The 14515-nt window shown below is 61.6% G+C and carries 13 protein-coding genes; 3 read left to right on the forward strand and 10 right to left on the reverse strand.

Features of this window, described 5'->3' with window-relative positions:
• The 6 genes from BHE81_RS28675 to nasR all read right to left on the reverse strand — a co-directional run.
• On the reverse strand, positions 1 to 747 hold a 747-nt coding region (locus BHE81_RS28675; protein WP_228268707.1), incomplete at its 3' end, for a molybdopterin-dependent oxidoreductase.
• The gene (gene nirB, locus BHE81_RS08875; RefSeq protein ID WP_023301806.1) at positions 747 to 4814 is read right to left on the reverse strand and encodes a nitrite reductase large subunit NirB; all 4068 of its coding nucleotides are present in this window, start codon (positions 4812 to 4814) and stop codon (positions 747 to 749) included. The genes nirB and BHE81_RS28675, both read right to left, overlap by 1 nt.
• 10 nt (positions 4815 to 4824) lie before the next feature.
• Complete coding sequence (locus tag BHE81_RS08880; RefSeq protein ID WP_004145418.1) at positions 4825 to 5613, reverse strand: ABC transporter ATP-binding protein; 789 nt, start codon at positions 5611 to 5613, stop codon at positions 4825 to 4827.
• Between the two features lie 9 nt (positions 5614 to 5622).
• Entirely contained in the window at positions 5623 to 6507 is an 885-nt protein-coding gene (gene ntrB / locus BHE81_RS08885; protein ID WP_004152255.1) for a nitrate ABC transporter permease, read from the reverse strand.
• 1 nt (position 6508) lies between these two features.
• The gene (locus BHE81_RS08890; RefSeq protein WP_004175561.1) at positions 6509 to 7765 is read right to left on the reverse strand and encodes a CmpA/NrtA family ABC transporter substrate-binding protein; all 1257 of its coding nucleotides are present in this window, start codon (positions 7763 to 7765) and stop codon (positions 6509 to 6511) included.
• A 242-nt stretch (positions 7766 to 8007) separates the two neighbouring features.
• Entirely contained in the window at positions 8008 to 9189 is a 1182-nt protein-coding gene (nasR, locus tag BHE81_RS08895; RefSeq protein WP_023301804.1) for a nitrate regulatory protein NasR, read from the reverse strand.
• Between the two features lie 67 nt (positions 9190 to 9256).
• Here nasR and BHE81_RS08900 point away from each other — a divergent pair, with 67 nt between their 5' ends.
• Both BHE81_RS08900 and BHE81_RS08905 read left to right on the forward strand, forming a co-directional pair.
• Complete coding sequence (locus tag BHE81_RS08900) at positions 9257 to 9610, forward strand: DsrE/DsrF/TusD sulfur relay family protein (protein WP_002910380.1); 354 nt, start codon at positions 9257 to 9259, stop codon at positions 9608 to 9610.
• Between the two features lie 237 nt (positions 9611 to 9847).
• Positions 9848 to 10090 carry a DUF1883 domain-containing protein gene (locus BHE81_RS08905; protein WP_002910387.1) on the forward strand — a complete coding sequence of 81 codons (243 nt, stop codon included), beginning with the start codon at positions 9848 to 9850 and terminating at the stop codon, positions 10088 to 10090.
• 217 nt (positions 10091 to 10307) lie between these two features.
• On the opposite strand, the gene BHE81_RS08910 is transcribed toward BHE81_RS08905, so the two are convergent.
• Together BHE81_RS08910 and chaB are read right to left on the reverse strand one after the other, a co-directional pair.
• Positions 10308 to 10988: a gamma-glutamylcyclotransferase gene (locus BHE81_RS08910; protein ID WP_004152258.1), complete on the reverse strand. Its 681-nt coding sequence runs from the start codon at positions 10986 to 10988 to the stop codon at positions 10308 to 10310.
• A gap of 136 nt (positions 10989 to 11124) precedes the next feature.
• Positions 11125 to 11355 carry a putative cation transport regulator ChaB gene (gene chaB / locus BHE81_RS08915; protein ID WP_002910389.1) on the reverse strand — a complete coding sequence of 77 codons (231 nt, stop codon included), beginning with the start codon at positions 11353 to 11355 and terminating at the stop codon, positions 11125 to 11127.
• A gap of 263 nt (positions 11356 to 11618) precedes the next feature.
• Between chaB and chaA the strand changes: the two genes are divergently transcribed.
• Positions 11619 to 12719 carry a sodium-potassium/proton antiporter ChaA gene (chaA, locus tag BHE81_RS08920; RefSeq protein ID WP_002910392.1) on the forward strand — a complete coding sequence of 367 codons (1101 nt, stop codon included), beginning with the start codon at positions 11619 to 11621 and terminating at the stop codon, positions 12717 to 12719.
• 86 nt (positions 12720 to 12805) lie between these two features.
• Here chaA and kdsA read toward each other — a convergent pair whose 3' ends face one another.
• Both kdsA and sirB1 read right to left on the reverse strand, forming a co-directional pair.
• Positions 12806 to 13660 (reverse strand): 3-deoxy-8-phosphooctulonate synthase, encoded by an 855-nt coding sequence (gene kdsA / locus BHE81_RS08925; protein WP_002910393.1) that lies wholly within the window; start codon positions 13658 to 13660, stop codon positions 12806 to 12808.
• Positions 13661 to 13699: 39 nt separating this feature from the next.
• Positions 13700 to 14512 (reverse strand): invasion regulator SirB1, encoded by an 813-nt coding sequence (gene sirB1 / locus BHE81_RS08930; RefSeq protein WP_002910395.1) that lies wholly within the window; start codon positions 14510 to 14512, stop codon positions 13700 to 13702.
• Positions 14513 to 14515 lie beyond the last annotated feature (3 nt).

Here is a 14515-nt window from a genome sequence, read left to right on the forward strand (position 1 = left end):
CCGGCTGCGGGCGGCGGCCAGCGCCTGCGGGCCGTCGCGAAAGCCATCGACGCAGGCTCCTGCCTCAGCCAGGGCGTTAAGCAGCCCCGCAAACAACCCGCCGTCGCTTCCTGGGGCCAGCGCCAGATGGCGATCGGCGATCTCGCAGGTAGCGGTGCGTCGGGGGTCGATCGCCACGATCCGCAATCGGGGATTATCCCGCTTCGCCTGCGCCAGCCGCTGGAACAGCACCGGATGCGCCCAGGCGGCGTTCGAGCCGACCAGCACCACCAGATCGCTGTTTTCCACATCATCGTAGCTGCAGGGCACCACGTCGGCGCCAAAGGCCCGCTTGTAGCCAGTGACCGCTGACGACATGCACAGCCGTGAATTGGTATCGATGTTCGCCGCGCCGATAAACCCTTTCATCAGCTTATTGGCGGCATAGTAATCCTCCGTTAACAGCTGGCCGGAGGCGTAAAAGGCCACCGCTTGCGGTCCGTGCTGGTCGATGATCTGTCTCAGGCGCGCAGCGGTTTCCGCCAGCGCCTGAGGCCAGGCTACCTGCTGGCCGTCGACCTCCGGCGTCAGCAGCCGCCCCGCCAGGCCCGTGGTCTCCCCTAAGGCGGCCCCTTTGACGCACAGACGGCCGAGGTTCGCCGGGTGCTGATCGTCGCCGCGCACGCTCACCTGCCCCGCGTCGTCCACGCTCGCCAGCACCCCGCAGCCTACGCCGCAGTAGGGGCAGGTCGTTCGGATGGTCTTCATCAGGAGGCCTCCGCGCGGGCCAGCAGCTGCTGGTTGCCCACCCACACTTTGCCGTTTTCCACTTTCACCGGCCAGGCGCGTACCGCCTGTTCGTCGCCGTCGCACGGCCAGCCGTCGCGCAGGCGTATCCGCTGTTTGTACAGCGGGGAGATCACCACCGGCTCGCCGCCGACGTCCCCTAACAGCCCACGCGACAGCACGTTGGCCGCGCTGCCCGGCTCGCGGTTGTCGAGGGCGTAGACCCGCTCGCCGAAGCGGAACAGGGCAATCTGCCGCTCCCCTAAGCGGGCGCCGATCCCCGCCTGCGCCGGAATGGCGTCAAGGTCGCATACCGCCTGCCACGGTCGGGATGGGAGTTCGCCTTCGGGCAACGTCTCAGTCAGCAGCGGCTGCGGCTGACCGCGCAGATCGCGGCGCTGCACAGCCTCGTCGGGCTGGTCGCTATTAACGAAGGAGCGGAACAGCGCCAGACGCTGCGGATCGTTGAGGGTGGTCTGCCACTCGCACTGGTAGCTGTCGACGATCCGGGCCATCTCCTGCTCCAGCTCCTCGCCAATGCCAAGACTATCCTCCAGCACCACCTGCCGCAGATAGGTGACGCCGCCCTCCAGGTTATCCATCCAGGTGCTGGTTCGCTGCAGGCGATCGGCGGTACGGATATAGAACATCAGCAGACGATCGATGCTGCGGATCAGCGTCGCTTCGTCGAGATCGCTGGCAAACAGGTCGGCGTGACGCGGTTTCATCCCGCCGTTGCCGCAGACGTACAGATTCCAGCCTTTGTCGGTGGCAATCACCCCGATATCTTTCCCCTGGGCTTCAGCGCATTCGCGGGTGCAGCCGGAGACCGCCATCTTGATTTTGTGCGGGGCGCGTAGCCCTTTATAGCGATGCTCGAGCCGTACCGCGAGCCCGGTGGAGTCCTGCACGCCGTAGCGACACCAGGTTGAGCCGACGCAGGATTTCACCGTGCGCAGCGACTTGCCGTAGGCGTGGCCGGTTTCAAACCCGGCGTCGGCCAGCTCGCGCCAGATAGCCGGCAGCTGTTCCAGCCGCGCGCCAAACAGGTCGATGCGCTGGCCGCCGGTCACTTTGCTGTAGAGCTGGTAACGTTTGGCGATCTGCCCGATGGCGATCAGTCCGTCCGGCGTCACTTCCCCTGCCGCCATCCGCGGCACCACCGAATAGCTCCCGTCCTTCTGGATATTGGCGAAATAGCGGTCGTTGGTATCCTGCAGCGGCAGGTGCGCCGGCTTCAGCAGGTACTCGTTCCAGCAGGAGGCCAGCACCGAGGCCACCAGCGGTTTGCAGACATCGCAGCCGTGCCCCTGGCCGTAGCGGCTAATCAACTGCTCGAAGGTATGGATATGGTTAACCCGCACCAGGTGGTAGATCTCCTGGCGCGACCACGGGAAATGTTCGCAGACGTCTTTTTTCACTTCGACGCCCTGCTCCGCCAGCTGATACTCTATCACCTGTTTCACCAGCGCGCTGCAGCCGCCGCAGCCGGTAGCCGCTCTGGTGCAGCTTTTTATCGCCGACATATCCCCCGCCCCATTGTTCACCGCCTGGCAGATATCGCCTTTGCTGACGTTATGGCAGGAGCAGATCGGCGCGCTGTCCGGCAGCGCCGCGACGCCGAGCGCCTTCGGCGCGGCTCCCTCCAGCGCGGGCAGGATCAGACTCTCCGGACGCGGCGGCAGCGCCATGCCGTTCAGCATCATCTGCAGCAGCGTGGCATAGTCGCTGGCGTCCCCCACCAGCACGCCGCCAAGCAGGGCTTTGCCGTCCTGACTGACGACGATTTTTTTGTAAATCTGCTGCGGACCGTCGGTCCATTGATAGCTCTGACAGCCCGGCGTGCGCCCCTGCGCATCGCCAAACGAGGCCACGTCGACCCCCAGCAGCTTCAGTTTGGTGCTCATGTCGGCGCCGCTAAAGCAGGCGTCCTCTCCTGCGAGAGTGGCCGCGGCGATGCGCGCCATCTGATAGCCCGGCGCCACCAGACCGTAAATTTTATTGTCCCACAGGGCACATTCGCCTATCGCCAGCACGTCCGGGTCAGAGGTGCGGCACTGGCCGTCGATGTGAATTCCCCCGCGTTCGCCCACCTGCAGCGCGCAGTCGCGGGCCAGCGCGTCCTGCGGGCGGATCCCCGCCGAGAAGACCACCATGTCGGTCCGCAACGCGCCGCCGTCGGCAAAGTTCAGCCGCAGGCCGTCGGCCTCGCGCACGATGGCGGTGGTCGCTTTGCTGGTATGCACCCCCACGCCGAGGGCGACGATCTTCTCCCGGAGCATCGCCGCCCCGCCGTTATCCAGCTGGACGGCCATCAGGTTCGGGGCAAACTCCACCACCTGCGTCTCCAGCCCCAGCTGTTTCAGGGCGTTGGCCGCCTCCAGCCCGAGCAGCCCGCCGCCGATAACCACCCCGCTCTTCGCCGCGGCGGCATGGGCGGCGATACGGTCGAGATCGTCAAGAGTGCGGTAGACAAAGCACCCCGCGAGATCGTTACCGGGGATTGGCGGAACAAAGGGATACGAGCCGGTCGCCAGCACCAGTTTATCCCAGTGGATTTCATGCCCCTCGGCGTCCCGTACCAGCCGTGCTTCGCGGTCGATGGTCGCCACCGCCTCGCCGAGGCGGAGTTCAATACCGTGTTCAATAAAGAAGTCCCCGGCCGCCAGCGACAGCGACTCGGCGCTGCGTCCGGCAAAATACTCGGAGAGATGTACCCGGTCGTAGGCGGGGTAACGCTCTTCGCCAAACACCACGATTCGATATTGCTGATGCAGATTGCGGCTCACGCATTGTTCGAGAAAATGGTGGCCGACCATGCCATGTCCCACCAGCACTAATACAGGTTTCGTCATCGTCATTATTCCTGCAGCCTGCGGCTGCGTTGAAGAGGGGTCAAAAAGCCAGTCCACGGTGGCAGGCTCATCGCTTTCCAGGCGCGCGGTGAGCGCGGCGGCGGCGGTGCAGTCGCCCATCAGCAGCACGCCGCGCAGGCGGCCATCGCGCAGCAGCAGGCGGCGATAGTGGCGGTCGATGGGGTCCCAGCTGGTATAAATGTCATCCTGTTCGCCGGCCTGCTGCTCGCCAGCGCTAAAGAGTTCAATGCCGGTGACCTTCAGGCGGGTCCCGGCGTCCTGCCAGACAAAGCCCTCGCCGGGGGCGCCGCACAGGCGATCCGCCAGCACCTCGGCCTGACGCAGGCAGGGAGCCACCAGCCCCCAGGTCTGGCCGTCAATTTCGCAACATTCGCCGATGGCGCTGATCCCCGGCAGCGAGGAGGCCATCTGACGGTCGACCACGATCCCCCGCTGGCACAGCACGCCGGACTGCGCCGCCAGACGGCTGTCGGGCTGCACGCCGGTAGCCAGCACCACTCTGGCGGCGCGGAATACGCGCCCGTCCGCCAGCCGCACGCCATCGGCGTCGATGGCGGCGATGCGGCACTCCAGCACGCAGCGAATGCCGCGCGCTTCAAGCTGCTGCCTGAGCTCATCGGCGGCAAAAGCGTCGGTCAGCGGCGCCATTAATCCGCTGCCGCGATGCAGAAGAGTGACCTCTCCGCCGTGACGACGCAGCGCCGCCGCCGCTTCCACCCCCAGCACGCCACCGCCAATCACCACCGCCGGGCCGGGTATCGCCAGAATACGTTCCACGTCCGCCAGAGTGCGGAAGGGCATAACCTGCGGACGATCAATGCCCTGCAGCGGCGGGATAAAGGGCCGCGAACCGGTGGCGAACACCAGCTCATCCCACGGCAGCCAGGTTTCCGCGATGCGCAGCCGCCGTTGCTGAATATCGACTTCATCGACCGCCTCGCCAGACCGCAGGCACACCCCGTGCCGGGTGTACCACTCCGCCGGCAGCAACGGGATCTGCGCCGCCGTTTTTTCACCTGCCAGCAGCGGCGAGAGCTGAATGCGGTTATAGGCCGGGTGCGGCTCGTCGCCGACGACGGTAATGGCAAACCGCGCGGGGTCGCGCTCAACCAGCCGCTGCACCAGCCGGGTGGCCGCCATGCCGTTACCGATCACCACCAGTCGCCGCGTCATGACCGCCTCCTTACGCCGCTTTCGGCTGTTTTTCATACAGGAAATGGAGGATCTGCTGGCGCAGATGGTGATACCGGCTGTCGTCCGCCAGCTGAACGCGGTGGCGCGGACGCGGCAGATCGACCGCGAGGATCTCGCCGACCGTCGCCGCCGGACCGTTGGTCATCATCAGTACCCGATCCGAGAGCAGCACCGCTTCATCAACGTCGTGGGTGATCATGACGATGGTGGTATTGAGCTCCTGCTGGATATGCATCACCGTGTCCTGGAGGTGGGCGCGGGTCAGCGCATCCAGGGCGCCGAAGGGCTCATCAAGCAGCAGCACTTTCGGCTTCATCGCCAGCGCCCGGGCGATACCCACCCGCTGCTTCATGCCGCCGGAGATCTCCCCGGGACGTTTGTGCAGCGCATGACCCATCTGTACGCGCGCCAGGTTGTGTTCGATCCACTCCCGGCGCTCACTCTTGCTCATGGTGCGACGGAACACCTGATCCACCGCCAGCGCCACATTGTCGAAACAGCTCAGCCACGGCAGCAGCGAGTGGTTCTGGAAAACCACCGCCCGCTCCGGCCCGGGACCGGCGATTTCCCGGTTATCACACAGTAGTCCGCCCTCGGTAGGGGTGGTGATCCCGGCGATCAGGTTCAGCAGGGTCGATTTTCCGCAACCCGAGTGGCCGATCAGGCTAATGGTCTCCCCTTCGACGATATCGAAGGAGACATTCTGCAGCGCCAGGAACTCGCCGCTGGCGGTGTTGAAGCGTTGGCTGACGGCCTGCACCTGAATTAATGGTTTCATGTTGGCTCCTTATTTTTCCTGCCAGCTAAAGCGGCGAGCGAGCAGCATCAGGCCCTGCTCCAGCAGCAGGCCGACGACGCCGATAATGACGATGGCGATGATGATGTTTTCCACATTGAGGTTGTTCCACTCGTTCCAGATCCAGAAGCCGATCCCCAGCCCGCCGGTAAGCATTTCCGCCGCCACGATCACCAGCCAGGCGATGCCGATGGAGAGGCGCACGCCGGTAAGCACCGCCGGCAGCACCGCCGGAAAGAGGATTTTGCGCATCACCGTCCACTCCGAGAGCTGGAGGACGCGGGCGACGTTGAGATAGTCCTGCGGGATCCGCCGCACACCCTCCGCGGTGTTGATCACCATCGGCCAGATGGAGCAGATAAAAATGGTCCAGCTGGAAGCCGGCTCCGCCTTCTGGAACAGCAGCAGGCCAATTGGCAGCCAGGCCAGCGGGCTGACCGGGCGCAGCAGAGCAATCAGCGGATTAAACATGCGGGCGAAGAACAGCGAACGGCCGATCAAAAACCCCAGCGGAATGCCCGCCAGCGCCGCCAGGCCGAAGCCCACCGCCACGCGCTGCAGGGAGGCCAGCACGTTCCAGCCGATGCCCATGTCATTGGGCCCGTCCTGATAGAACGGATCGGCAAACAGGGTCAGCGCCGAGTCCAGCGTGCTCAGCGGCGTGGGAAAGCCTTTGCTATGCATCGCCGCCAGCTGCCAGGCCAGCAGCAGCACTCCCAGCCCCAACAGCGGGGGCAGCAGGCGCTGGGTGAGCTCACGCAGCCAGCGCGTGACGGTCGGCGTGGTGCGCCGGACCTGCACCGGCGGCAGGATAATCACTTCGCCAGGCGCGTTGTCCACGCTGACGACCGGTTGCTTACGTTGTGCCTGCTTCATCTCATGCCCCCTTACGTTGAATAGAGAAATGGCGGGCGTAGCCTTCCGGGTCGGACCCGTTCCAGACCGTCCCGTCCATTAGTGTGCTGCTGCGCATCCTGGCTGCCGGCGCGCTGATCCCTCCTACCGCCTGGGCGGCAGCCTGCCAGACATCGATGCGGTTAATGCGCGACGCCACCGCGAGGTAATCCGGAGCCTGCTTCAGCAACCCCCAGCGGCGGAACTGGGTGAGGAACCACATCCCGTCCGACAGCCACGGGAAACTCACCTCGCCCCCGGCCCAGAAGCGCATCGGATGGGCATCCTGCCAGCGGCGGCCAAGGCCGTTGTCATACTCTCCAAGCATCCGGCCGGTGAGGTATTGCTCCTTGGTATTGAGCCAGCCGCGTCTGGCGAGCAGGCGGGCCGTCTCCCGGGTGTTCTCCGGCGAGGCGGCGATCCAGCGCTGCGCCTCCATCAGGGCCGCCACCAGCGCGCGGGCGGTGTTCGGGTTGCGTTCCACCCAGTCGCGACGGGTGCCCAGCACCTTTTCCGGATGCTCGGGCCAGATATCCTGGGAAGTGGCCGCGGTGAAGCCGATACGGTCGTTAATGGCGCGGGCGTTCCATGGCTCGCCGACGCAAAAGCCGCTCATATTGCCGATGCGCATGTTCATCACCATCTGCGGCGGCGGCACCACGACGGTGCGCACATCGTTGAAGGGATCGATGCCGGCGCTCGCCAGCCAGTAGTAAAGCCACATGGCATGGGTGCCGGTAGGAAAGGTATGGGCGAAGGTGTAACTGCCCGGCGCGCTGCGGTCGATCAGCCGCTTCAGCCCGCCGAGGTCGGTCACCCCTTTCTCCTGCAGCTCGCTGGAGAGGGTAATCGCCTGGCCATTGCGGTTGAGGGTCATCAAATTGGCCATCGCCTGCGGCTTGCTGGCGATCCCCAGTTCGAGGCCGTACAGCAGGCCATAGAGAATATGCGCCGCGTCGAGCTCGCCGGCCACCAGCTTGTCGCGCACCGCCGCCCAGCTGGCTTCCTTACTCGCCACCAGGGTGATGCCATATTTTTGGTCAAACCCCTTCGCCGCGGCGATGGCCAGCGGCGCGCAATCGGTCAGCGGAATAAATCCGACCCGCACGCGGGTTTGCTCCGGTTTGTCCGAGCCGCCGGCCCAGGCGGCCTGCATCACGCCCGGCAGCAGCATCGCGCCGCCCAGCGCGGCCCCTGCCTGCAGCAAGCGCCGCCGGGAAATTGAAAATTTGTCGCCCATATCCGCTCCACCATGCGCAAAAAAAAAGCGCCCGACAGTGCATACGCACTGCAGGACGCCTTTATCCACGGACACCCGAACCGCCATTGGTTCGTTGCCCGGACTTTTATTCACTTAATAAGTAATGCAAACGGGATGCCAGCTTTGGCAATAGCGCGCTGGCGGGCTTTTTCCCAACGCTGGCCGGTTTTTCACCTAAAAGTGCACCGCCGACAGGCAAAGAATGCCCATCGATTGTGCATCTACTCCTTTGGTGTTAGCAGCCAAATCGCCTTCACCATCAGCAGCGCGCGGGCTATCTCAACCATGCGCTGATTTTTGTCCATGGCCATCTTGCGCAGCGTCTGCCAGGCCTGCTCCTCCTGCATTCCCTGGTGCGTCATCAGCAGACTTTTCGCTTTTTCGATCAGCTTGCGCTCTTCGAGCGCGTCTTTCAGCGAGGCCAGCTGGCTGGAGAGCTGCTGCAGCTCATAGGCCTGCTGGCGCACCAGCGGCAGTAGCTGTTTATCGAGCCGTGGCATCACGCTATCGTCTTCCTCTCCGGCCTGCCAGCCAGGCGCGTCGTCTGCTAACAGCGCGTAGGTGGCATCCAGCAGATCGTCGATCAGTTGCTCTTCCACTTCGCGCAATTGCTCAAGCCGTTGGGTTTGCAGGCCAAACCAGCGCAGCGCCGTTTCCCCGCCGTCGGCAGCCGGCTGGCGGGTACAGGCGATCCGCCGCAGCTGTTCAATATCCAGACCGGCGTGGCACTGGGTTCTGAACAACTGGACGGTCGCCGGGCTGCCCAGCGCCTGAAAGCTGTCGAAGCAGGGCTGCTGACCGTCAATACGGTCCACCAGCTGCTGGCGCAGGCTGTCGCTGAACTCGCCGCGGGTAAAGCCCAATGCTCCCAGCGCGCGCTCCTGGCCCACCAGCTCTTTTCCCTGCATAAAGCTGTACAGGGCGACCATCCGACCAGCCACCGGCGGATCGTCAATGCTGTCATTGAGCTGCGGGGCGATGTTCAGCAGATGGCGGATGACGCGGCTGAACTGCTCCGTCGCGGCTTCAGCAGCAATTTGCCGGCGGCCGATCTGCGCGCGTAGCGCCGGGAGCTGCGCCAGCTCGTCAACCGCTCTGGCGATACGCCAGCACAGCGCGCTGCCGGCTACCGCGCGCGCCCGTTCGAGGCTGGCATAAAACAGGGCTAGCCGCTCGTCAACCAGCGCCCCTCCCGCCCGACACTCCGCTGTATACAGCAAGCCGCCCGAGCAAAGATAGATATTTGACGCCCCGCGCTCACACTGCAGCATATGCACCAGCGCGCTGAGCTGGCTGGCCAGTTCCCCCAGTTGGCTAAGCTGCTGAAGCTGTTGTTTTTGCAGGCGACGCGCCAGCTGCAGCCAGGCCGTCGCATCGTGCGCATGACCAGTCGTATTATTCATACCCCTCCTCCGGGTTAAAGCTTTATACTGCCTAAAGCAATAACCGTGCCTTTAAGAAGGAGTTTGTATGCAACGTATTGTGATCATCGCCAACGGCGCCGCCTACGGCAGCGAATCCCTGTTCAACAGCCTGCGCCTGGCCATTGCCCTGCGCGAGCAGCAGTCCGACCTCGATCTCAAGCTGTTTCTGATGTCCGACGCCGTCACCGCCGGGCTGCGGGGGCAGAAGCCGGCAGAAGGGTATAATGTGCAGCAGATGCTGGAGATCCTCACCGCCCAGCAGGTTCCCGTGAAGCTGTGTAAAACCTGCGCGGACGGCCGCGGGGTCAGCGCACTGCCGCTGGTTGACGGCGTGGAGGTTGGCACTCTCGTTGAGCTGGCCCAGTGGACCCTGGCGGCAGATAAAGTGCTGACCTTCTGAATCTGGGGCGCCAAACGGCAGGAAATATCAGGTTTCGCCGCCTGCAGAGGTAAAAAAAACGTTAGCTGAATGCTTTCAGGAACAACGTCATTTTTGTTTAATCTTTATCCCTTTTTTTGATCAAAATCAGCATCCCGACCCGCGCCGTTTGGTGTGATGCACAGAGCAAAGTGTGAACAATATCACGCGAGGACTGGGTGGGCAGGATGCTGTAGCGGGACAGAAACGGGGTATAAAATGGCGATGGTTAAAGCAAGTTTGACGTTATTTGGTGGTGACACGCTGGTGGTGCGGTGCTCAGAGCGCTGCCATATTCATCTGATGAGCGCGAAGGTCCCGGGCGACAGTCATGCGGATATTCTGAGCGTGCAGGATCGGGACAGCGCCTATCTGACGGTGCCCTACAGCGGCACCTGGAACGTGCTTATCGACAGTCACAGCCAGTCGCTGGAGCACTCCATCAGCTACGTGCCGGCCTGACCGTCACTGCCAGAACACACGCCCGGTCATGCCGGGCGTGGGATTCATGACAAACCTCATGCAATCATTGTACTTGCAGATTGCACCAGAAAAATAACAAGGAAAATCAATTTATTGATTTTCGGCTGATAACCACCAGTAAGGAAAAACCACGCTTTTTCCTTACTGGTCAGCAATCGGACGCCCGGTCATGCCGGGCGTTTTCTTTTGCGCGCGCTCAGGCCAGGCCCGGCGTCGGACTCTCGCCCAACAGCGCGCGGACGCTGGCCACCAGGTCATCGAGACTGGCATCGTGCATGCCCAGCTTGCGCAGCGCCTGCTCAAGCGAAAACAGATACTGGGCGTTGGTGCCGAGCGGCCCGCTGGCCCGGGCGATCAGCGGGGCGATAACCTGGGCACTGGTATCCGGTTCAAACAGTGGATGGCGCGGATCCATAATAAACACCAGGGCATTCACCGTCCGTCCGTCGTCCAGCTCCAGCTTGCACCAGGTGGGCAGATAGCAGCCGGTGATCATCTCCCGCTTCCACAGCAGGGTCAGCTCCTCCTCCAGCGTGTCGTCAGGCAGACGATAGGCGACGCCGGTGGTTCGGCCGCCCTCTTTGAGAGCCAGCATGCGTCCCGGCTGGCAGGCACTACCGCGCCCGGCGGTCAACCGCAGGCAAAACGCGCGGTGCCAGCCCGGCAGCGTGCCGGTGCAGGACTCGCGATAATTGAGCGCCGGGTTCCAGATAAGCGAACCGTAGCCAAAGATCCATACTGAGCCATCATCCGGGCGGCAGGCCAGCGTCGCCGCCAGCGAGGCTGCACGTTGTTCTGCCGACCAGAGTAGCGATTCCTCAATAGCGCCAAACGCTGTCTTACAATCCGCATTCATTAAGAAATCACGAGTTAACACTGTTTACTACCTCCGCCACTGCCCGCTTCCCGGCGTTCGTCTCATGCATCCGTCAATATTGCTGAAATATTATCCAGCTTTATCTTTCAATAAGCAATCAGCGGGGCGCTGGCAAGCGAAAAAGCGGCGTCAGCGATTATTTTTTCTTATGCCACTTATCATCATCGCCTTTCTCATAGCTGTTCTTCACCGCCGCCCAGGCGACTTTGTGCGCCGTCTCTTCGCGGCTGGCGTCATCGCGCCGCTCGTCTTTATCTTTATATTGATCCCAGGCGCTGTTAAACGCTTCTTTATAAATTTCCTGCGCATGGGCAGGCAGTACATGCTGAACGCTGTCGGGGAGTTCTTGTTTACTGCGATAGGGCATACTGACCTCCTGTTTGAGCATTAAGTTTAAGTCTGGTACGCAGTCGGCTGGCTATCAAGGTCAAAATGAGTAGAAAAATTATTTTAGTAATTATCTGAATAATAAGAACTAAATATAAGTAAACATAAATTATAATAAACTAATCAAGATATCCCTCGATACCCGTAAATTTAAGTAAAAAACCAGCGGTAATTTAGCAAGATCTGTTACTTTACCGCCCTACGTTTTTATAATTATAACACCTGCATAAATGGAGATGGTTCATGACCCATGCACATGAGGCGGTAAAAACCCGCCATAAGGAGTCTTCCCTCGTCTTTCCGGTGCTGGCGCTGGCGGTGCTGTTTTTCTGGGGCAGCAGCCAGTCACTGCCAGTGGTTATCGCGATCAATATCCTCGCACTGGTCGGCATTTTGAGCAGCGCCTTCAGCGTGGTCCGCCACGCCGACGTCCTCGCCCACCGCCTGGGCGAACCCTATGGCTCCCTGATTTTAAGCCTGTCGGTGGTTATCCTTGAGGTCAGTTTGATCTCTGCCTTAATGGCCACCGGCGACGCCGCGCCGACCTTGATGCGGGATACCCTCTACTCCATTATTATGATCGTCACCGGCGGTCTGGTCGGTTTCTCTCTGCTGCTGGGCGGGCGTAAATTCGCCACCCAATATATGAATCTGTTCGGCATTAAGCAGTATCTTATCGCCCTGTTTCCGCTAGCGATTATCGTGCTGGTCTTTCCGATGGCGCTGCCGGGCGCGAACTTCAGCACCGGGCAATCGCTGCTGGTGGCGGTAATTTCGGCGGCCATGTACGGCGTTTTCCTGCTTATTCAGACCAAAACCCATCAGAGCCTGTTTGTTTATGAGCATGAAGACGACAGCGACGATGACGACCCGCACCACGGTAAACCGTCCGCCCACAGCAGCGGGTGGCATACCGCCTGGCTGCTGGTGCACCTGGTGGCAGTGATCGCGGTTACCAAAATGAACGCTAACCCGCTGGAAACGCTGTTGACCAGCATGAATGCCCCGGTGGCCTTTACAGGCTTCCTGGTGGCTCTGCTGATCCTGTCGCCGGAAGGCCTTGGCGCCCTGAAAGCGGTGCTCAACAATCAGGTTCAGCGGGCGATGAATCTGTTTTTCGGCTCCGTGCTGGCCACCATATCGCTGACGGTCCCGGTGGTCACCCTCATCGCCTTCCTGACCGGCAATGAGCTGCGCTTTGGCCTTGGCGCCCCGGAGATGGTGGTGATGGTCGCCTCGCTGGTGCTGTGCCATATCTCCTTCTCCACCGGACGCACCAATGTGCTGAACGGCGCGGCCCACATGGCGCTGTTCGCCGCCTATCTGATGACCATTTTCGCCTGACCCCGCTTTCCCACCCGGCGGAGTCCGGGCGAAAAAAAGCCTGCCGGTTTTGACGCCGGCAGGCTTTTTTACTGATGCAGTCAGGCTTACTTGCTGGTATCCAGCTCGTCGAAGCTTTTCACCAGATCGTCAATCGCTTTCATCTGTTTGAGGAACGGCTCCAGTTTATCCAGCGGCAGCGCGGACGGGCCGTCGCATTTCGCGTGGTCCGGATCCGGATGCGCTTCAATAAACAGACCGGCGATACCTACCGCCATACCGGCGCGGGCCAGCTCGCTCACCTGCGCACGACGACCGCCGGAGGCTGCGCCAAACGGGTCGCGGCACTGCAGCGCGTGGGTGACGTCGAAAATGACCGGCGAGTTGTTGGAGGCTTTCTTCATCACGCCGAAGCCGAGCATATCCACGACCAGGTTGTCGTAACCGAAGTTCGCGCCGCGGTCGCAGAGGATTACTTTGTCGTTACCCCCTTCGATAAACTTATCGACGATGTTGCCCATCTGACCCGGGCTGACAAACTGCGGCTTCTTGACGTTGATCACCGCCCCGGTCTTCGCCATCGCTTCCACCAGGTCAGTCTGGCGCGCGAGGAAAGCCGGAAGCTGGATCACGTCCACCACGTCAGCTACCGGCTGCGCCTGGCTGGCTTCATGAACGTCGGTGATGATTTTCACGCCAAAGGTCTGCTTCAGCTCCTGGAAAATCTTCATCCCTTCTTCCAGACCCGGCCCACGATAGGAGTGGATGGAGGAACGGTTGGCTTTATCAAAGGAGGCTTTGAAGACGTAGGGAATACCAAGCTTCTGCGTAACGGTGACATAATGTTCGCAGATACGCATCGCCAGGTCGCGCGACTCCAGCACGTTCATCCCGCCGAACAGCACGAACGGCAGGTCGTTCGCTACGTTGATATCACCAATGCTAACCACTTTTTGTTTCATAAGTTCGCCTTATCAGGGTGTAACCGGAATGGTTCCAGACTAATGCAATGTAATTTGTTTATGCGAAATCGTGTTGATCTGCGCGCGGATCATCTCGCTGATCGGATCCTCCGGGCACTGCTCAACGAAATAGCTCAGATCCAACAGCGCCACGTGATCGCAGTCCAGCTGGGCGTATATCAGCCCCCGGTCGCGGATCTCATACGGATCTTCCGGATTAAACTGCAGCAGCGCTTCGCTGGCGCGCAGGGCCAGCTCCATCTGCCGCTCTTCCATCAGCGCCGACTTCAGGGTGTCCAGCAGCTTGCGGATCACCTCGGCGTTATCCGCTTCGTCGAGATCTTCATTAAACAGTTCCGCCACCGGCCCGATGTTGCCCTTCAGCCATACCTCCAGGGTATGCTCGTCGAGGGTCTCGCCGTTAAACGGATTAATCAGCCACATCTCTTCGCTGGTTTCCGGGTCCGCACGCAGCAGCATCTGGGTCGGGAAGATCACCGGCACCACCGGCAGCGCCAGGCGCTGGGCGATCCACAGCAGGATCGCGCCTAACGACACCGCGCTCCCCTGGCGGTTAACCAGCACTTTATCCAGCCATAGCGCGTCGGAAAGACGATACACGCCCTGCGAGGCGCCAAAGCCCCACTCGTCATAAAACAGCTCCAGCAATCGTTCTATCTGGCGCTCCTGGTCCCACGACGGCGCAATCTCCTCCTGCGCGAGGCGCAGCAATCGCTGCAGCTCTTCCTCGACAAAACGCGACGGAAAATCGTCGCGGACCTGTTCAGAAATGAGGACCATGCCATCACACAATGGCGCTTTGTTAAATTCGAAATCCGCTAATGACCCCATGAC

It is taken from the genome of Klebsiella sp. AqSCr (assembly GCF_008452795.1).
Classification (GTDB): Bacteria; Pseudomonadota; Gammaproteobacteria; order Enterobacterales; family Enterobacteriaceae; genus Klebsiella; species Klebsiella pneumoniae.